Raw genomic sequence first — 18,345 nt, 5'->3', positions numbered from 1 at the left:
CGAGTGCAGCGATGATGCAGTTGCCCGTTCGATTGAGCCCTGCTAAACCGCCGCGAGTTCCCCAAGGAGAGAGAAGAGTGCCATGACCCTGCCGATCCGGATTGCCCCCTCCATTCTGGCTGCGGACTTTGCCAAGCTCGGACAGGAAGTGCGCGATGTGACGGCGGCAGGCGCAGACTGGATCCATCTGGACATCATGGACGGCCATTTCGTGCCGAACATCTCCTTCGGCGCCGACGTCATCAAGTCGTTGCGCTCCTATACTGATGCGACCTTCGATTGCCACCTGATGATCTCACCGGCCGATCCTTATCTGGAGGCCTTCGCCAAGGCTGGCTGCGACCGCATCACGGTTCATGCTGAGGCAGGACCGCATCTCCACCGCTCGCTGCAGACGATCCGCAATCTCGGTAAGAAGGTCGGAGTGACGGTCAATCCGGCAACGCCGCTGTCGGCGATCGAGAACGTACTCGACGACATCGACCTCATCCTCATCATGTCGGTGAACCCCGGCTTCGGCGGCCAGAAATTCATTCCCGCGATGGCCGGGAAGATTGCGGCCGCGAAATCCCTGATCGGTGACAGGCCGATCGAGCTTGAGGTCGACGGCGGCGTCACCGTCGAGACCGCGCCGATCGTCGGCAAGGCGGGTGGCAATGTGCTCGTCGCCGGTTCGGCGATCTTCAAGGGCGCCTCCGTCGAAGCCTACCGCACCGCCATCAGCGACCTGCGAAGCGCTGCAGGGGCCGGGCGGTCATGACATTCGCGTGTCGTTGACGATGGACCGGATACGCGCTGCCAGACCACCCTATTTCGAGCTGTTTGGCGGCGCCGCGCTGTGGGGCCTCATGATGATGGCCTCGGCGATGTCGGCGCTTTACATGCGCAACCGCTTCGAGTCGGAACACACGGCCGAACTGGCGCTTCTCTATTTCGCCGGCGGCCTTTTCTCCTGGCCTTTCATGCTGCCGATCGGCCGCTTCTTCGCCTACCGGCGGCGGATCGAAACGCGCTTTGCCTCCTTCTTCGTCTGCTTGACGGCGGGCACGATGTTGATGACGGCATTTCTCTTTTCCATGGACTACCGCATTTTCTATTCGCGCTGGCATGCGCCGTTCGGCAGCCTCCTATGGACCTACCAGTTCATCTTCACCGGCGCCAACGCCGTCTATCAGTTCCTGGTCCTCGGTCTGAGGCTCTTCCTACCGTTCGGCCTCGTCTGCCTGCTTGCAACCAGCTACGCGCTTGCAAAACGCATGCGTTGAGATTAGCGCGCGTCTTTGCTACAGGGGCGCCAGAAAGTCTTCCTCGCAACGAAAGCAGTGAGCCATGATCCCGCGTTACTCCCGCCCAGAGATGGTCGCCATCTGGTCGCCCGAAACCAAGTTCCGCATCTGGTTCGAGATCGAAGCACATGCCTGCGACGCGCTTGCCGAACTCGGCGTCATTCCAAAGGAGGCAGCAAGGACGATCTGGGAAAAAGGAGGCGCGGCAGAGTTCGACGTTGCCAGGATCGACGAGATCGAAGCCGTCACAAAGCATGACGTCATCGCCTTCCTGACGCATCTTGCCGAATTCGTCGGACCGGACAGCCGTTTCGTGCACCAGGGCATGACATCGTCCGACGTGCTCGACACAACATTCAACATCCAGCTGGTGCGCGCCGCCGACATTCTGCTCGCCGACGTGGAGCGCGTACTCGCAGCGCTCAAGACACGCGCCTTCGAGCACAAGGACACGGTCCGCATCGGCCGCAGCCACGGCATCCACGCCGAGCCGACCACCATGGGGCTCACCCTCGCCCGCTTCTATGCCGAGATGGGCCGCAATCACGCCCGCCTCGTCGCCGCACGCGCCGAGATTGCCACCGGAGCGATCTCCGGCGCTGTCGGCACATTCGCCAATATCGACCCTCGCGTCGAAGAACATGTCTGCGCCAAGCTCGGCCTCACGCCTGAGCCGGTTTCGACCCAGGTCATTCCGCGCGACCGCCATGCGATGTTCTTCGCCACACTCGGCGTCATCGCTTCGTCGATCGAGAACATCGCGATCGAGATCCGCCACATGCAGCGCACCGAGGTTCTGGAGGCCGAGGAATTCTTCTCGCCGGGCCAAAAGGGCTCGTCTGCTATGCCGCACAAGCGTAACCCGGTGTTGACCGAAAACCTTACCGGCCTTTCCCGCCTGGTACGCATGTCGGTCGTTCCGGCACTGGAAAACGTGGCGCTGTGGCACGAGCGCGATATCAGCCACTCGAGCGTCGAGCGCGCCATCGGCCCGGATACGACGATTACGCTGGATTTTGCCCTGAACCGCCTGGCCGGCGTCATCGAAAAACTCGTGGTCTATCCCGAGAACATGGAGAAGAACCTCAACAAGTTCCGCGGCCTTGTGCATTCGCAGCGTGTTCTCCTTGCCCTCACCCAGGCAGGCGTTTCCCGCGAGGACGCCTATCGCCTCGTGCAACGCAACGCCATGAAGGTCTGGGAACAGGGCAAGGACTTCCTCGAAGAACTGCTCGCCGACCAAGAAGTCCGTGCGGCACTTTCGGAAGATGATATCCGGGAGAAGTTCGACCTCGGTTACCACACCAAACACGTCGACACGATCTTCAAGCGCGTTTTCGGCTAACCCTCGGCTGCATTCGAAAACGGCGCCGGAGCTACGGCGCCGTTGTCATTTCTGCTTGCGCGATTGAGATGGTGCAGCGCGTTTGCTTCCCTGCGATCTTTTGCGGCGTCCTTCTTCTGCCTGCGCTGCATTGCTCGCCTCCGTCTGGCCTTTCCCTCTGGCGGCTTTCGCCACCAGCCGGTCTAGATGTTTCAAATCCTCCTCGTCGAGGTTTTCGATACCGATGAAGCGGTTCTCGGCATGGCTGGTCAGGATGAGCTCATCGAGCTTGGCCTGGATGGCACGCGTGTCGCGCATCTGCGCGTTCTGCAGCACGAAAACCATAAGGAAGGTCACGATCGTCGTGCCTGTATTGATGATCAGCTGCCATGTTTCCGAATAGTCGAAAAACGGACCCAACACTGCCCAAACAAAGACGACCGCGACCGCGAGAACGAAGATAGCCGGCTTGCCCGCCCATTCCGACACGTTGGTGGCAAAGCGGGTAAAGACGTGCCTGGATGCTGGCATGGAAGCCTCCTTCAAAGACATCGCCAGATTAACTTTGAAGGAGGTTGCAGGTTCCGCTCGCTTAGCGCGCAGACTGCATCGTGCCCTATGCAGGCGTGACCAGTTTTCTATAGAGATGCCATGTTGCGTGGCCGAGGATAGGCATCACCAGTGCTAGCCCGACAAATAGCGGGATCGTGCCGATGACCAGCGCCGCAGCAATGATCAGGCCCCACAGCATGACCGGTACCGGATTGACGACAGTTGCGCGGATCGAAGCCGCCATGGCAGCCACTAGCCCTACATCGCGATCGAGAAGCAAGGGGAACGTGACGACGGTCGTCGCCAGAACCACGATGGCGAAGACCAGTCCCAAAAGATTGCCCCAGATCATCAGTTGCATGCCTTCGGGCGTACCGAAAATCTGCGAGGTGAACACTTCGACCGACCGCGGGAAAACATCGCCAAACAGGTTCGTGTAGAGCGTCTGCGCTGCGACGAGCCAGACGATGAAGAAGCCGAACAGCAGCAGCCCGCCGACGATGATCGACGGCAAGGCCGGCGATTGCCTGACTTCGAGCGCATGCGTCCACGACGTATCGAGACCCGCCTCGCGGCGCCGGCTGATCTCGTAGAGCCCGATGGCGGCAATCGGCCCGATCAGCGCAAACCCGGACATCAGCGGAAAGATCATCGGCAGAAGGTTTGCGTCCGATGATGCAAGGGCAAGGAAAATGCCGGCAATCGGATACATGAGGCATAAGAACACGTAATGGGAAGGCTTTTCGCGAAAATCGTCCAGCCCGCGACGTAACGCGTCGAATACGTCAGCCGTGCTGATCTTGTTGATAGCGAGACGTGCGTAGCGTTCGCCTGATCCTGTCATAACATGAAATGCCGACATGGCTTTCTCCTCCGTAAGCCGATCGGCCGGCGGCGGAAATGCATCGGCATTGACGCAGCCGACACGAGAAACCGCAACCGGCAATGGCGCGATCATAACGAATTTCACCGCCCTTGTCGCGCTTTCCCTTGACAGAACGGCCAAGCTTTCTCACATCGGCGGGATCATGAAAGCTTCTGACGTCGATATTCTCATCATCCCGGGCTACACGAATTCCGGTCCAGACCACTGGCAGACCCGCTGGGAAACCAAGCTCAGCACCGCGCGGCGCGTCGAACAGGCGGAATGGTCAAAGCCGGTCCGCGAAGATTGGGTTGCCCGCATTGCCGAGGAGGTGAACGCCTCGTCCCGCCCCGTCGTCCTTGTTGCCCACTCGCTCGGAATACCCTCGGCGATCCATGCGATCCCGCATTTCAGGAACAAGGTGGCCGGCGCTTTCTTCGTGGCACCGCCCGATGTCGCCAACCCGAAGATCCGCCCGAAGCATCTCATGACCTTCGGTCCCTACCCGCGCGACCCGCTGCCGTTCCCTGCGATCACAGTGGCAAGCCGCAACGATCCATTCGGCAGCTACGAGCATGCCGATGACGTTGCCGCAAGCTGGGGCTCGCTTCTGATCGACGCTGGTGAATCCGGCCATATCAACGCGGAGTCGGGTCACGGCCCCTGGCCCGAGGGAACGATGGTCTTCGCGCAGTTCTTGAGCCGCCTGAAGCCTTAGGCTCTGAAAAACCGAAAGTTTTCCACGTCTTTCAGGCACTGCTTAACAGTTATTTTATTCAATGACTTCAGACTGCCTGCACGCGAATTGGGCGAGTGCGCAGTGAAGCAGCGAAAACAGGTCAGCGCGATCAATACCGTCAACAAGTCTGCGATAAAGCAGGCACCGGATACCTCCGATCTTGCGGAGCGCGAGAGCCGTTGGAACTATGCGCTCGTCGGCTCTGGCCTCGGCGTCTGGGACCACAACAACCTAACCGGCACCAAATACTACTCCGATACTTGGAAAGAAATCCGCGGCATGGCTCCGCACGAGGAAGCCGACGGAGACTACGAGGCATGGCTCAAGCTTCTTCATCCCGATGACCGCGATTTCGTCATCCGGGCCATTGAGAAGCAAATCGCAGGCGACCCGGATTATCACGTCTTCGAATATCGGGAGCGTCACAAGGACGGCCGCTGGGTCTGGATCGAATGCCGCGGCGCCTGCGTGGAATGGGACGAAAACGGCGCCCCTGCCCGCATCGTCGGCACGGATACGGACATCACGGCCCGCAAGCGATCCGAGGAGATGCTCGAGCATCTGTCGCGCAGGCTGGATCTCGCTCTCGAAATCTCGCGCATAGGCGTTTTCGAGGCCGATCTCGATGCCGGAACCGTCGAGTGGGACGACCGCTTGCTGGCAATGTACGGGCTTGAAGGCACACCGCGCGTAAAGCTGAGCGAGGCATGGGAGCAGGCGCTGCACCCGGACGACCGCGAGCGCACGCTGAGGAACCTGGAAACAAGTCTCGAAAAAGACCGCGGCCTGCTGCAGGAGTTCCGTATCATCCGCGGCGATGGCGCCGAACGCGTCATTCGCTCCCGCTCGGCATTCTTCCTGGATGCCGACGGCAAGCGCAAGCTCATCGGCGCAAATTGGGATGTCACCGAAGAGGTCAGTCTTCGCAACGATCTGCAGAAGGCAAAGGATCTCGCAGAAGCGCGCAATCAGGAACTCGAAGCCGCCAGGGAAAGCATCGAGCATCTGGCGCTTCACGATTATCTCACGGAACTTCCCAACCGCCGCTATCTCGACCGCATGCTTGACGAGCGTTCCGCCGGATGCCGCGAGAATGGCTTGACGCTCGCGATCCTGCATATCGACCTCGATCGTTTCAAGCAGATCAACGACACGCTCGGCCATCGGGCCGGCGACGCCATGTTGAAACATGTGGCCAGGGTGCTGAAGGACAGCGTGCGCGCAAGCGATTTCGTTGCGCGCATCGGCGGCGACGAGTTCGTCGTACTTTGCACGATCGAGAGCGCTCCGAAGAAGCTTTCCAATATGGCAGCCCGCATCATCCGCGAACTCAGCAAGCCGGTCCGCTACGAGGGCCATGACTGTCGCTTCGGCGCCAGCATCGGCATTGCCGCGGAAAGCGGCAAGGATCTCGATGCAAAGCAGTTGTTGCTCAACGCCGATATCGCGCTTTACCGCGCCAAGGGCGCAGGCCGCAACCGCCATGAATTCTTCTCGAAGGATGCCCGCCGCACCATCATCGCGGCGAAGCGCCTGTCGGACGAAATGCTGCTGGGACTGGAGCGCAACGAATTCATTCCCTTCTATCAATTGCAGTTTCATGCCCAGACCCTGGAGGTTGCCGGCGTGGAGACTTTGGCGCGCTGGCGGCATCCGGAGCACGGATTGCTGACACCAGGCCACTTTCTGACGATTGCCGAAGATCTTGACGTCGTCTCAGCGATCGACGGCCTGATCCTCGAAAAAGGCCTGGCCGATCGCGCCGCCTGGGCGAGAGACGGTTTCGTCACACCGAAGCTTTCGGTGAATGTCTCCTCTAGGCGCTTGGCCGATCCCGGCCTCGCCAAGAAGCTGCGGGTGCAGAAGATCGAGCCGGGGATCCTCTCCTTCGAGCTCCTGGAATCCATATCGCTTGACGATTGCGATGATGCAGTCCTGACCAATCTCAGGCAATTCCGCAAGCTCGGGATCGATATTGAGATCGACGACTTTGGTACCGGTCACGCCTCGATCGTCAGCCTGCTCAAGCTTAGTCCGCGCACGCTAAAGATCGACCGGGAGCTGATCCGCATGCTGCCGCAGTCGGCCGAGCAGAGAAAGCTCGTCCGTTCCATCATCGATATCGGCCGTTCGCTGAATATCCTCGTCACGGCCGAGGGTGTCGAAAGCATGGATCATGTCCGCATCCTTAGCGATCTTGGCTGCGACATGCTGCAAGGCTATGCGCTGGCGCGGCCGATGCCGGCCATGCAGATTCCGGCTTTTATACGCAATGCGGCCTGGCGGCGGCACGACAGTGGCGCCCACGCCCTTCAGGGCGTTCTTCGCCAGCAGATGAAAGGCAACCGCAGCAAATAAAGCCTGCATAAGCGGCCGCGCTGGCGCCTTTGATTCCACCGCATCACAAAAAACTGTAAGCTTATCTCCAGAAAATCTTCGATTCTCTTGGGCCGCGTTCCTACATATCTGGAATCCGGGGAAGGAGTGACAGGCGCATTGTGAAACTCCTTCTTTTCCTTTATGGGGACGCCACGAGATCCATCCACTCGCGCTATCCCAAGAGCGCCAACGACAGAGAACACCTAAAATGAACCGTCGCCGCCGTATCTACGAGGGCAAGGCCAAGATTCTATACGAGGGACCGGAACCGGGGACGTTGATCCAGTTCTTCAAGGATGACGCCACTGCCTTCAATAAGAAGAAACACGAAGTCATCGATGGCAAGGGCGTTCTGAACAACCGCATTTCGGAATACATCTTCAGCCATCTGAACAAGATCGGCATCCCGACGCACTTCATCCGCCGGCTCAACATGCGCGAGCAGTTGATCCGGGAAGTGGAGATGATCCCCCTCGAGATCGTTGTGCGCAACGTCGCTGCCGGTTCGCTGGCCAAGCGCCTCGGCATCGAGGAAGGCGTGGTTTTGCCGCGCTCGATCATCGAATTCTATTACAAATCCGACGCTCTCGACGATCCGATGGTCTCGGAAGAACACATCACCGCCTTCGGCTGGGCAAACCCTGCCGAGCTCGACGACATCATGGCGCTCGCTATCCGCGTCAACGACTTCATGACCGGCCTCTTCCTTGGCGTCGGCATCCAGCTTGTCGATTTCAAGATCGAATGCGGCCGGCTGTTCGAAGGCGACATGATGCGCATCATCCTTGCCGACGAGATTTCGCCCGATTCTTGCCGCCTCTGGGACATCGAAACCCACGAGAAGATGGACAAGGACCGCTTCCGCCGCGATATGGGCGGGCTTCTTGAAGCCTATTCCGAAGTCGCCCGCCGGCTCGGCATCATCAACGAAAACGAGCCTGTGCGCGGCACCGGCCCGGTTTTGGTCAAGTAAGACGTTCTGGTCAAAGACAGGGAAGAAGAAGTGATCAAGGCTCGTGTAACCGTCACGCTGAAAAACGGCGTTCTCGATCCGCAGGGCAAGGCAATCGAAGGCGCGCTGAGCGGCCTCGGCTTCACAGGCATCGGCCATGTCCGCCAGGGCAAGGTCTTCGACCTCGAGCTCGAAAGCGCCGACAAGGCCAAGGCCGAAGCCGACCTCAAGGCCATGTGCGAAAAACTCCTCGCAAACACGGTGATCGAAAATTATAGTATTTCTCTCGACTGACGGTTGCGGAGAATGCGATGGCTGACCTGATATAGGAATTGCTGTTTGAAATCTTGAGGAAAAATTCAGTCCGATGTCTCTACATTGACGGAAGGACAGAGGGACTTTCGTCGAGATATCAACAGCTGCGCAACCATACCCACGCTATGCAGGGCGACATCAACAATCTGCATGGCACGATAAGCCAGGCACTTGATCGCCTGGACCGCATTGAAAATCGTCTCGAACTTCGAGAATTGGCAGAAGCACAAGCAAGGTTTGAACCGCACCCATGAAATCAGCCGTTGTTCAACTTCCGGGCCTCAACCGCGATCGCGACATGATCGCAGCGCTGACGAAAATTTCCGGCCACGCGCCGGTGACGATCTGGCAGACGGAAACCGACATTCCCGACGTCGATCTGATCGTCATTCCGGGCGGCTTTTCCTATGGCGATTATCTGCGCTGCGGCGCGATCGCGGCCCGCATGCCGGTAATGCAGGCAATCGTCGACAAGGCTCAAAAAGGCGTCAAGGTTCTTGGCGTCTGCAACGGCTTTCAGATCCTCGTGGAAGCCGGCCTGCTGCCGGGTGCGCTGATGCGCAACGCCTCGCTGAGGTTCGTCTGCCGCGAGATCAAGCTTGAGGTCGCCAACGCCGATACGGATTTCACCCGCGCCTATGCCAAGGGTCAGGTCATACGTTGCCCGGTCGCCCACCACGACGGCAACTATTTCGCGGATGAAGCGACGTTGGCTGAGATAGAAGGCAATGGCCAGGTGGTTTTCCGCTATGCGGAAGGCACCAACCCGAACGGTTCGATCAACGACATCGCCGCGGTGATGAACGCCAAGGGCAACGTTCTCGGCATGATGCCGCATCCGGAAAATCTGATCGAAGCAGCCCATGGCGGCTCCGACGGCCGCGGGCTGTTTGCTTCGGCTCTCGACGTAATCGCTGCTTAACCTTCGCCGCGTAAGACGCACTCAATAGGTCCACCGGAGCAAGATTGATGCGCCCTTCCACGAATATCGCAGCGGTTGCGGCGGCAAGCACGCTGTGCATTTTGATCGCGTCGTGCCAGTCCAGGGCACCCGCATCCGGCCCGGACCGCAGCGCGCTTTCCACCATGGAGCGCGTTGCCGTCGGAGCAAATTCGTGCTGGTTCAAATCCGGCGATGCTGCATTTTCAGCCTACCGCCTGGCGCCGGAACTCAATTCCTTTTCCGGGCGCCCGCGAATCCTGGTTGTCCACAAGAACAGCCCGGAAGGCAGGCCGCTGCTCGTCGTTCAGGCCGAAGGCAATCCTGCCCGCCTCCAGGCCTTCGGACCGATGATGTCCGAGCCGGTTTCCACCCGCATTGCTAGCGACGTGACCCGCTGGTCCGGCGGCGGCAAAACCTGCCGCTGATCAATCCCAAAAGCGCGACTTGCTGACTTCTTTCGCCGCATCGGCAGGCGAAAGCCCGATATCGCGCAGCTGCCAATCCGCCATCTCGCGCAGAGCTCGCCGCCCTGCGCGTTTTACGCTCCAGCAAGAGAGCACGTCCTTGATCTTGGCAAGCGGCCCCTGCGTCGGCCCGGGTTGCATTTTGTACCGTTCGCCAATGGGAACAATTGATACAATATGCTGATCGATCTTCTGATTGATAGACATCGTCATGAAGGTCCGCTTCGTTACTGACGATTGTTCATACTCTTGACAGACTAAGGGTGACAATCTATCAAATTGTTACCATGACAAATTGGCTCCCTGATCTTTCGCGCGGTTCCGGCCCGGTCTATATGCGTCTGGCGGACAGCATCGAGTCCGCCATCGCTAGCGGTGCCCTCCCCGCAGGCAGCAAACTGCCGCCGCAGCGCAACCTTGCCTACGATATCGGCGTGACGATCGGCACAATCGGCCGGGCCTATGCTTTGGTGCACGAACGTGGACTGGTGGCGGGCGAAGTCGGGCGTGGAACCTATGTGCTTGATCGCGCCGAGACGGCGCCGGGCGAACAGGCCGATCCGCTGACGATTTCGCTTGGCGGCACACGGGTTCTCGACGCGCCGCCAAACAAAATCCGCTTCGACACCACCGCGGCTCCCGATCTCGGCCAGGGCCGCATTATCGGTCAGATCCTCGCCGAAATCGGGGAGCAGAACATTTCGGAGATATCCTCCTACTCCCGCAATTTTCCGCGAAACTGGTTCCTCGCCGGGCAGAGGTGGCTGGCGCGAAATGGCTGGACGCCGGAAACGGAGAATATCGTTCCGACGCTGGGCGCCCATGCGGCCGCGGTGTCGATCATCTCGGCTGTGTCCTCGCCCGGCGATAAGATTGTCTTTGAGAACCTGAGCTACACGCAAGTGAGCCGCAGCGCGCGCCTACTGGGTCGACGGACGATCACGGTCGATTCCGACGAGAACGGCGTCCTTCCTGATGACTTCGAGCGGCTATGCCAGCAGCAGCATCCCAAGCTCGCCTTTCTGATGCCAACCGCGCACAACCCAACGCTTGCAACCATGCCCTATGAGCGCCGCGCCGCGATCGCTGCGACGGCCCGCAAGCATGGCGTCTGGCTAATCGAAGACGACCTTTATGGCGGTATGACGGGTGACGAAATCCCTTTGCTGGCGTCGCTGGCGCCCGACCGTACATTCCTCGTCAACGGGCTTTCCAAATCGGTCGCTGCCGGCGTCCGCGGCGGATGGGTCGCCTGCCCGCCGCATTTTGCCCAGCGGATCAAGGTCACCCACAAGATGATCACGGGCGGCTTGCCCTTCATTCTCGCGGAGACCTGCGCACGCCTCGTCGAAAGCGGCATCGCCCATGCCATGCGCAAGGCAAGTATCACCGAACTTGCCGCACGCGAGCAGCTCGTCCGCGAATTGCTGGACGGGTTCGATTTCGAATCACATCCCCATGTTCCCTTCCTCTGGCTGAAGCTTCCCGATCCCTGGATGTCCGGCACCTTCAAGAACGCCGCGTTTCGCGATGGCGTGCTCGTCGATGACGAGGATGAATTCAAGGCAGCCCGGGCCGACAAGGTCTATCACCGCGTGCGCATCGGCTTCTCATCGCCGAAGAGCAAGGACGCGCTCAAAAACGGCCTGATCATTTTGAGAAGCCTGCTGGAAGGCGGCGGCTCGGCCTATGTGGGGGAAATTTAACATCTTCCCCGCCGGAAAGGACGGGGACCTTCAGGGGCGGCTCAGGCCGCCCTTTGGCGTTCCCGGGAGACGGATTTAACCGCCTTCGATGGCCGTGTTCCAACCACCAGGATGTTGACCGCCGCGTTGACGTCGGCATGAACATAAGACAGCGTGCCGGCTTGGCTGCGACTCATGCTACCAATTCTCCTGTTCTGCCCATGGCGCGGAACAAGGAGGACACCGGATGACGACCCCTAGTCGCGGGTTGGTGCTGCGTTCCTTGAGTATTCTGCTGGCGTCATTGATCGCCGGCGTCTCGGACGTCTCGGCATCCGCTCATGCGGAGGAACGGATTTTCGATGAACTGCGTTTCGGCGCGTCGTCCTCGACGCAGGGCGGCGGCGAGCGCGAGGACGGCGTCTTCCCCGAAGTTACGGGTTTCTTCGATCCCTTCGGCGCCGATTCCGCCACCGATTGGAAGCAAAAGCTGTCGCGCCCCCGCATTCACTTTGGCACGTCGATCGGAACCGGCGGTGAAGCGAGCCAGGTCTTCACCGGCCTTTCCTGGACCGCAAACATCAATGACACGCTTTTTGCCGAAGCCGGTTTTGGCGGCCTTATCCACACTGGCGATCTCGATGACGACGGCAACGGACCGGCACTTGGCTGCCGACTGCTATTTCATGAATATATTGGCCTGGGGTACCGTTTCGACACCCACTGGAACGTCACGGCGCAAGTTGCCCATTCCTCGCACGCAGATCTTTGTGACGGTCCGAACCACGGCATGACGCGCGCAGGCGTCCAGATCGGGTATAAATTCTAGGCGAACGCCTGGCCTTAAAAGGCACTTCGTCCGCTCTTTGTTGACGGTAGGCATTTTCCTGTCGCGTGCCGCCCTTACATAGGTTAAAGACACCGCAAAACGCGCAACGGCAGGGACTTCCGAGAGCTCATGACCATTTCCAATACCCGTCCGATCACACCCGAACTCATCGCCAGCCACGGCCTGAAGCCGGATGAATATCAGCGGATACTGGACCTGATCGGCCGCGAGCCGACCTTTACCGAACTCGGCATCTTTTCGGCCATGTGGAACGAGCACTGCTCGTACAAATCTTCCAAGAAGTGGCTGCGCACACTGCCGACCAAGGGACCGCGTGTCATCCAGGGCCCAGGCGAGAACGCCGGGGTTGTCGATATCGACGACGGCGATTGTGTGGTCTTCAAGATGGAGAGCCACAACCACCCCTCCTATATCGAGCCGTATCAGGGTGCTGCGACTGGCGTCGGCGGCATCCTGCGCGACGTTTTCACCATGGGCGCCCGCCCGATCGCAGCGATGAACGCTCTTCGTTTCGGCGAGCCGGATCATCCGAAGACCCGCCATCTCGTCTCTGGCGTCGTCGCCGGCGTCGGCGGATATGGCAATTCCTTCGGCGTTCCAACGGTCGGCGGCGAGGTCGAGTTCGACGCCCGCTATAATGGCAACATCCTCGTCAACGCCTTTGCAGCGGGGCTCGCGAAATCGAACGCCATTTTCCTGTCGGAAGCCAAGGGCGTCGGCCTGCCGGTCGTCTATCTGGGCGCCAAGACCGGCCGCGACGGCGTCGGCGGCGCGACGATGGCCTCCGCCGAATTCGACGAGTCGATCGAGGAAAAGCGCCCGACCGTCCAGGTCGGCGACCCCTTCACCGAGAAGTGTCTGCTGGAAGCCTGCCTTGAACTGATGCAGACCGGCGCCGTCATCGCCATCCAGGACATGGGCGCGGCCGGCCTCACCTGCTCGGCAGTCGAAATGGGTGCCAAAGGCGATCTCGGCATCCTGCTAGAACTCGACAAGGTTCCAGTCCGCGAAGAGCAGATGACCGCTTACGAGATGATGCTCTCAGAGAGCCAGGAGCGTATGCTCATGGTCCTCGAGCCGGACAAGGAGGCGGTCGCCAAGGCGATCTTCGTCAAGTGGGGCCTCGATTTCGCGATCGTCGGCAAGACCACCGACGACTTGCGCTTCCGCGTCGTGCATCAGGGTGAGGAAGTCGCCAACCTGCCGATCAAGGACCTCGGCGACCAGGCGCCGGAATACGACCGCCCCTGGCGGGAATCCGGCAAGCGCGCTCCTCTCCCCGCCGAGCTCGTAGCAGCACCGGACGATTATGGTAAGGCGCTGCTGCAGCTCGTCGGCTCGCCGAACCAGTCCAGCCGCCGCTGGGTCTACGAACAATACGATACGTTGATCCAGGGCAATTCGCTGCAGCTTCCAGGCGGCGACGCCGGCGTTGTCCGCGTCGAAGGCCATCCGACCAAGGCGCTCGCCTTCTCGTCCGATGTCACGCCACGTTATGTCGAGGCCGATCCGTTCGAAGGCGGGAAGCAGGCGGTTGCCGAATGCTGGCGCAATATCACCGCGACGGGAGCCGAGCCGCTGGCTGCGACCGACAACCTCAATTTCGGCAATCCGGAGAAGCCGGAGATTATGGGCCAGTTCGTCGAAGCGGTAAAAGGCATCGGTGAAGCCTGCCGTGCCCTGGATTTCCCGATCGTTTCCGGCAACGTCTCGCTCTACAACGAGACGAACGGCATCGCGATCCTGCCAACCCCGACGATCGCAGGCGTCGGCCTGCTGCCAGACTGGCAGGCGATGGCGCGCATCGGCGGCGCATCCGAAGGCGATCAGCTGATCCTGATCGGCACCGACGGCAGCCATCTAGGCTCCTCGATCTACCTGCGCGATATCCTCGGCAGCATCGATGGTCCCGCGCCGGAAGTGGATCTCTTCGCCGAACGCCGCAACGGCGATTTCGTCCGTTCCGCAATCCGCAACGGCCAGGTCACCGCCTGCCACGATATCTCTTCCGGCGGCCTCGCTCTGGCGCTCGCGGAAATGGCGATGGCATCGGGCAAGGGCCTGATGGTGACGCTTGCCGAAGGTAAGGGCGCGCCGCACGCCCTCCTCTTCGGGGAAGACCAGGCACGCTACGTCATCGCGGTCAAACCCGACGTCGCCGATTTCGTCTGCGCCAATGCAGAAGGCGCCGGCGTGCCCTTCCGCCGCCTCGGCGCCCTTGCCGGCAGCGACCTCGTTGTCGATGATCTTTTGTCGCTCCCCATTCAGCAATTGCGCAACGCCCATGAATCGTGGTTCCCTGAGTTCATGGATAGCGCAGAGGCACTTGTCGCTGCGGAATGATGTGCAAGGAGTTACGATCATGGCCATGAAACCCGGCGATATCGAAGACATGATCAGGGCCGGGATACCCGGTGCCAAGGTGACGATCCGCGACCTTGCTGGCGACGGTGATCATTACGCCGCTGAAGTCGTGGCCGAAGCCTTCCGGGGCAAGAGCCGCGTCCAGCAGCATCAGATGGTGTATGAGGCCCTCAAAGGAAATATGGGCGGCATCCTGCACGCACTGGCGCTGCAGACATCGGCCCCGGAATGATGCGTCGATAATTGGGAATGCCCGGTCACAATCCGGGCATTTTTTGCAGTCCGCCGTCGGCGACACGAGCGGCGGGCAAAGGTCCGGCCGTCAGCAGCGTGAAATCGAAGGCTGCGCGCAAGTCCGGCCCCAGCACGTATTGTCGGTGCACCCGCAGGAAATCCAGCTTGATCTTCTTGTAGTGTTCCGGCGTCAGCATCTGCTTGACACGGATGAACTGCATTCTTGCCTGCGGCGCGTCCTGATGGCCCGCTGCGGCCACAACCGGCACCTTGTAGAAATGGATGGCGTCCGTCAGGCAGTGCACGTCGAGCCAGAAGACGGATCGGCAGCATGCGATCAGCCCGACACGGGCTCGCAGCGCTTTTGCGGGTGACAGCAGCGCGCATTGCAGCACAGCCGAACCAAGCGAAGCAAAGACGACCTTCTTGCCGTCGAAAAGTGCCGGCTCCTTCTCAAGCAGCAGACCGACGACATGCGCGGCAACGCTCGAGCCCATGCTGTGCGACGAGATCACATATTCATCAGCATCATCCAGCAGCGCCTCGCGCGCCGCAGTCGCACAGCGCTCGAGCCATGCGTCGACCTCGGGGCGATCCATGCGCCCGAGCGCAACCGCCATTTCCCAATCCGCGAAGAGATGCAGGGTGTAGAAGCGTTCGGCGAAAGGCAGGAAGAGATAGACGAAGAAGGCAGCCGCCGCCGGCAGGCTCCAGACGATATGCCAAACCCCGAGACCGAAGCCCATCGGCACCCAAGCGATCGTGGCCATCAGCATGAGGCCGAGCAGCATCAGCACGAACGGAAAGATGAAGAAAAGGCCGAAGCGCCAGGCATGGCGGAAATAGCCGACCAATCCTCCGTCCACGATGATGCGGCCGCAGGCGGCAAAGCCGGCGACTATCCGCTTTGCCGCCGGTTTGGCGCTAAGATGCTGTACCAGCACGTCATGATCGAAAACATGAACCCTGCTTGCGGTCTGCCAGAAATCGGAAGCGGCGAGTACGTCGAATTTCGCAAACTCGTGGCAATCGTCTATTTCGCCTAATTGGGCCTGGAAGCCCCAAACCTTTCCGCTTTGTCTGGCGGTTCGCTCGTAGCGCGCCCGGTGAGCCTTCCCATCCAGCGGTTCGAAACCCGGGAAGTGAAGCACCACCCTCTTCTTGATCAATTCCATAAATATCTTTCCGGCGATCTCGGCCCGCCAATTCGCAAAACGCGCATGCATGTGAAATGTGGCGGAAAAAGCTCTCGTGCTGTTGAAGAGCGCTTGCTAACCGAAAGCATCCGGAATTCAATAGCCACGAAGCGTTTCGAGTGCTGGAGGGCTGAATGGCTGATTTCGTGAAGGAACTCGTGAGCGGCGTTGTCGAGACCGTGCTCAAGGAAATCCTCAAGAAGACTGCGGTCCGAACCACCACCAAGCGAAAGAAGCGCCAGACGCGCTCTTCCTCGACGGGGCGCTTCACCCGCACTGCCTCAACGGCGAATAAGCCCGCCCGCAAGCAGGTCAGCAAACGCCGCACCGCCACTGCCCGCAGCAGGCAGCGCAGCCGCTAGGCGTTCCGGCATCGTGCCATTATCCACCGTAAGCATGCTTATCTTTTTTTGATTTTGGCGGCTGGAATTTGAGCCATCACATGCTATCTAAGGCTCACGATTGAAACGGCAGGCCTTTAACCTGCCTGTTGAAAGGATTAGGTCCCATGAGCGGTATCAACGAATTCATCGACAACGAAATCAAGACGAACGACGTCGTCCTTTTCATGAAGGGCACGCCGCAGTTTCCGCAGTGCGGTTTCTCCGGCCAGGTCGTCCAGATCCTCGATTACCTCGGTGTCGACTACAAGGGCATTGACGTGCTCGCCGATTCGGAAATCCGCCAGGGCATCAAGGACTATTCGAATTGGCCGACAATCCCGCAACTTTACGTGAAGGGCGAGTTTATCGGCGGCTGTGACATCGTGCGGGAAATGTTCCAGGCCGGCGAGTTGCAGCAGCACTTCCAGGAAAACGGTGTGACGGTCCGCGCCGCCTGACAGGTCACCGGGCGTCCGTCCGGTTTCCAAATCTGTTCTAATTCGAGTTCAAGGCGCTGTGCTCAACAGCGCCTTGACCTGTTTATGGGATTTTCATTGTGACAGATTCATCTCAAGCCGTGTCCGCGGGCCAGACGCCCATGGGCAAGCGTGAATTTATCGCCCTCGCCGCCTTTTTGATGGCAACCAATTCGCTGGCAATCGATATCATGCTGCCGGCTCTGCAGCAGATCGGCGCCAATCTGGGCGTCGAAAGCGAAAACCACCGGCAATTCGTCGTCTCGTCCTATCTTCTCGGCTTCGGCGGCGCTCAGCTCTTCTATGGCCCGATTTCCGACCGCTTCGGCCGTCGCCTGCCGCTTCTCGTCGGTCTGGCGATTTACATCACTTCGGCGATTGGGATTGCTTTCATACCCTCGTTTGCCGGCTTACTCGTTCTGCGTTTCATCCAGGGCATCGGCTCTGCCGCAACGCGCGTCATCACAATTTCGATCGTCCGCGACATCTACGGCGGCCGGCAGATGGCCGAAGTCATGTCGCTGATCATGATGGTGTTCATGATCGTACCCGTCGTCGCGCCCGGGAGCGGCCAGATCATCATGCTCTTTGCGAGTTGGCACATGATCTTCGTCTTCATCGCCGCAATGGGGGCGGCAATCGCCGCATGGACCTTCTATCGCCTGCCGGAGACGCTCGATCCACGCAACATGCGCCCCTTCACCGCACGCTCGATCCTCAGCGGCTTCCAGCTCGTTCTGACGAACCGCATCGCACTTTGCTATACGCTTGCAACCACCTTCATCTTCGGCTCGCTGTTCGGATTCATCAACTCCGCGCAGCAGATCTATGTCGGCATCTACGATCTCGGCGTCTATTTCCCTTTCGCCTTCGCCGCTGTCGCGGTCTTCATGTCCATTGCGTCGTTTCTCAACTCGCGCTTCGTCGGCAAGTTCGGAATGCGGCGGCTGTCACATGGATCGCTGCTCGGTTTCGTCGCCGTCAACACGCTCTGGATGATCGTGCAGGTCGTTGGCCCGCAGCCGATGCCTTTCTTCCTATTCATCGGCTTCTTCGGCATTGCGATGTTTCAGTTCGGCTGGATCGGCTCGAACTTCAACTCGCTCGCCATGGAGCCGCTCGGCCACGTGGCAGGCACCGCCTCCTCCGTCCTTGGCTTCATGAGTACGATCGGCGGCGCAATCATCGGCGCGGCTATCGGCCAGGCCTTCGATGGGACGGCGCTGCCGATGGTCTCCGGCTATTTCGCCGTGTCGATCATCGGACTCGTCTTCGTCCTGATCGCCGAGAAGGGCCGTCTGTTTCAGCCTCACAATCCGCGTCTGTGAGCGGGCCGTC

21 protein-coding genes are annotated in these 18,345 nt (G+C 60.0%); 16 read left to right on the top strand and 5 right to left on the bottom strand.

Going from position 1 to position 18,345, the window contains the following annotated elements:
• Nucleotides 1–82: 82 nt before the first annotated feature.
• The 3 genes from rpe (at nucleotide 83) to purB (ending at nucleotide 2,631) form a co-directional block, all read left to right on the top strand.
• Entirely contained in the window at nucleotides 83–760 is a 678-nt protein-coding gene (gene rpe / locus BLP23_RS14675; RefSeq protein WP_092585513.1) for a ribulose-phosphate 3-epimerase, read from the top strand.
• A 19-nt stretch (nucleotides 761–779) separates the two neighbouring features.
• Nucleotides 780–1,265 (top strand): hypothetical protein, encoded by a 486-nt coding sequence (locus tag BLP23_RS14670; RefSeq protein WP_092585512.1) that lies wholly within the window; start codon nucleotides 780–782, stop codon nucleotides 1,263–1,265.
• A gap of 64 nt (nucleotides 1,266–1,329) precedes the next feature.
• The gene (gene purB / locus BLP23_RS14665) at nucleotides 1,330–2,631 is read left to right on the top strand and encodes an adenylosuccinate lyase (RefSeq protein WP_092585511.1); all 1,302 of its coding nucleotides are present in this window, start codon (nucleotides 1,330–1,332) and stop codon (nucleotides 2,629–2,631) included.
• 45 nt (nucleotides 2,632–2,676) lie between these two features.
• Here purB and BLP23_RS14660 read toward each other — a convergent pair whose 3' ends face one another.
• Nucleotides 2,677–3,141: a low affinity iron permease family protein gene (locus tag BLP23_RS14660; protein ID WP_092585510.1), complete on the bottom strand. Its 465-nt coding sequence runs from the start codon at nucleotides 3,139–3,141 to the stop codon at nucleotides 2,677–2,679.
• A gap of 85 nt (nucleotides 3,142–3,226) precedes the next feature.
• Nucleotides 3,227–4,024, bottom strand: coding sequence for a DUF2189 domain-containing protein (locus tag BLP23_RS14655; RefSeq protein ID WP_092585509.1), 798 nt, complete (start codon nucleotides 4,022–4,024; stop codon nucleotides 3,227–3,229).
• 166 nt (nucleotides 4,025–4,190) lie between these two features.
• On the opposite strand from BLP23_RS14655, the gene BLP23_RS14650 reads away from it, so the two are divergent.
• The 6 genes from BLP23_RS14650 (at nucleotide 4,191) to BLP23_RS14620 (ending at nucleotide 9,780) form a co-directional block, all read left to right on the top strand.
• On the top strand, nucleotides 4,191–4,745 hold the full coding sequence (locus BLP23_RS14650) for an RBBP9/YdeN family alpha/beta hydrolase (RefSeq protein WP_092585598.1): 555 nt from the start codon (nucleotides 4,191–4,193) through the stop codon (nucleotides 4,743–4,745).
• A 129-nt stretch (nucleotides 4,746–4,874) separates the two neighbouring features.
• Nucleotides 4,875–7,124: a putative bifunctional diguanylate cyclase/phosphodiesterase gene (locus tag BLP23_RS14645; RefSeq protein ID WP_233426706.1), complete on the top strand. Its 2,250-nt coding sequence runs from the start codon at nucleotides 4,875–4,877 to the stop codon at nucleotides 7,122–7,124.
• Between the two features lie 229 nt (nucleotides 7,125–7,353).
• Nucleotides 7,354–8,118, top strand: a complete 765-nt coding sequence (gene purC / locus BLP23_RS14640) for a phosphoribosylaminoimidazolesuccinocarboxamide synthase (protein ID WP_022715264.1) — start codon at nucleotides 7,354–7,356, stop codon at nucleotides 8,116–8,118.
• Nucleotides 8,119–8,148: 30 nt separating this feature from the next.
• Nucleotides 8,149–8,391, top strand: a complete 243-nt coding sequence (gene purS / locus BLP23_RS14635; protein WP_022715263.1) for a phosphoribosylformylglycinamidine synthase subunit PurS — start codon at nucleotides 8,149–8,151, stop codon at nucleotides 8,389–8,391.
• A 271-nt stretch (nucleotides 8,392–8,662) separates the two neighbouring features.
• Nucleotides 8,663–9,334, top strand: coding sequence for a phosphoribosylformylglycinamidine synthase subunit PurQ (gene purQ / locus BLP23_RS14625; RefSeq protein WP_092585507.1), 672 nt, complete (start codon nucleotides 8,663–8,665; stop codon nucleotides 9,332–9,334).
• A gap of 47 nt (nucleotides 9,335–9,381) precedes the next feature.
• The gene (locus BLP23_RS14620; protein WP_092585506.1) at nucleotides 9,382–9,780 is read left to right on the top strand and encodes a carbohydrate kinase family protein; all 399 of its coding nucleotides are present in this window, start codon (nucleotides 9,382–9,384) and stop codon (nucleotides 9,778–9,780) included.
• Here the strand turns inward: BLP23_RS14620 and BLP23_RS14615 are convergent, their stop codons facing one another.
• Complete coding sequence (locus BLP23_RS14615) at nucleotides 9,781–10,032, bottom strand: DUF1127 domain-containing protein (protein WP_092585505.1); 252 nt, start codon at nucleotides 10,030–10,032, stop codon at nucleotides 9,781–9,783.
• Between the two features lie 74 nt (nucleotides 10,033–10,106).
• Between BLP23_RS14615 and BLP23_RS14610 the strand changes: the two genes are divergently transcribed.
• Nucleotides 10,107–11,525: an aminotransferase-like domain-containing protein gene (locus BLP23_RS14610; RefSeq protein ID WP_092585504.1), complete on the top strand. Its 1,419-nt coding sequence runs from the start codon at nucleotides 10,107–10,109 to the stop codon at nucleotides 11,523–11,525.
• A gap of 41 nt (nucleotides 11,526–11,566) precedes the next feature.
• Here the strand turns inward: BLP23_RS14610 and BLP23_RS34955 are convergent, their stop codons facing one another.
• Nucleotides 11,567–11,701: a hypothetical protein gene (locus BLP23_RS34955; RefSeq protein ID WP_267890082.1), complete on the bottom strand. Its 135-nt coding sequence runs from the start codon at nucleotides 11,699–11,701 to the stop codon at nucleotides 11,567–11,569.
• A gap of 50 nt (nucleotides 11,702–11,751) precedes the next feature.
• Here BLP23_RS34955 and BLP23_RS14605 point away from each other — a divergent pair, with 50 nt between their 5' ends.
• The 3 genes from BLP23_RS14605 to BLP23_RS14595 all read left to right on the top strand — a co-directional run bounded on the left by BLP23_RS14605 (nucleotide 11,752) and on the right by BLP23_RS14595 (nucleotide 14,950).
• Complete coding sequence (locus tag BLP23_RS14605) at nucleotides 11,752–12,333, top strand: acyloxyacyl hydrolase (RefSeq protein WP_092585503.1); 582 nt, start codon at nucleotides 11,752–11,754, stop codon at nucleotides 12,331–12,333.
• A 129-nt stretch (nucleotides 12,334–12,462) separates the two neighbouring features.
• Nucleotides 12,463–14,697, top strand: coding sequence for a phosphoribosylformylglycinamidine synthase subunit PurL (purL, locus tag BLP23_RS14600; protein ID WP_092585502.1), 2,235 nt, complete (start codon nucleotides 12,463–12,465; stop codon nucleotides 14,695–14,697).
• Nucleotides 14,698–14,716: 19 nt separating this feature from the next.
• Complete coding sequence (locus tag BLP23_RS14595) at nucleotides 14,717–14,950, top strand: BolA/IbaG family iron-sulfur metabolism protein (protein WP_039845020.1); 234 nt, start codon at nucleotides 14,717–14,719, stop codon at nucleotides 14,948–14,950.
• A 25-nt stretch (nucleotides 14,951–14,975) separates the two neighbouring features.
• Here the strand turns inward: BLP23_RS14595 and BLP23_RS14590 are convergent, their stop codons facing one another.
• The gene (locus BLP23_RS14590; RefSeq protein ID WP_092585597.1) at nucleotides 14,976–16,127 is read right to left on the bottom strand and encodes a hypothetical protein; all 1,152 of its coding nucleotides are present in this window, start codon (nucleotides 16,125–16,127) and stop codon (nucleotides 14,976–14,978) included.
• 155 nt (nucleotides 16,128–16,282) lie between these two features.
• On the opposite strand from BLP23_RS14590, the gene BLP23_RS14585 reads away from it, so the two are divergent.
• From BLP23_RS14585 to BLP23_RS14575, 3 genes are all read left to right on the top strand, one after another.
• The gene (locus tag BLP23_RS14585) at nucleotides 16,283–16,510 is read left to right on the top strand and encodes a hypothetical protein (RefSeq protein WP_022715235.1); all 228 of its coding nucleotides are present in this window, start codon (nucleotides 16,283–16,285) and stop codon (nucleotides 16,508–16,510) included.
• Between the two features lie 146 nt (nucleotides 16,511–16,656).
• A complete protein-coding gene (gene grxD, locus BLP23_RS14580; protein WP_022715234.1) occupies nucleotides 16,657–16,989 on the top strand; it encodes a Grx4 family monothiol glutaredoxin in 333 nt (110 codons plus the stop codon).
• 140 nt (nucleotides 16,990–17,129) lie between these two features.
• The gene (locus BLP23_RS14575; RefSeq protein WP_092585501.1) at nucleotides 17,130–18,335 is read left to right on the top strand and encodes a multidrug effflux MFS transporter; all 1,206 of its coding nucleotides are present in this window, start codon (nucleotides 17,130–17,132) and stop codon (nucleotides 18,333–18,335) included.
• Nucleotides 18,336–18,345: the final 10 nt, after the last annotated feature.

This window comes from Rhizobium mongolense subsp. loessense (genome assembly GCF_900099775.1).
GTDB classification, from domain to species: domain Bacteria; phylum Pseudomonadota; class Alphaproteobacteria; order Rhizobiales; family Rhizobiaceae; genus Rhizobium; species Rhizobium loessense.
Note: the sequence above shows the minus strand (reverse complement) of the source record. Positions and strands in the feature narration are given on the sequence as shown.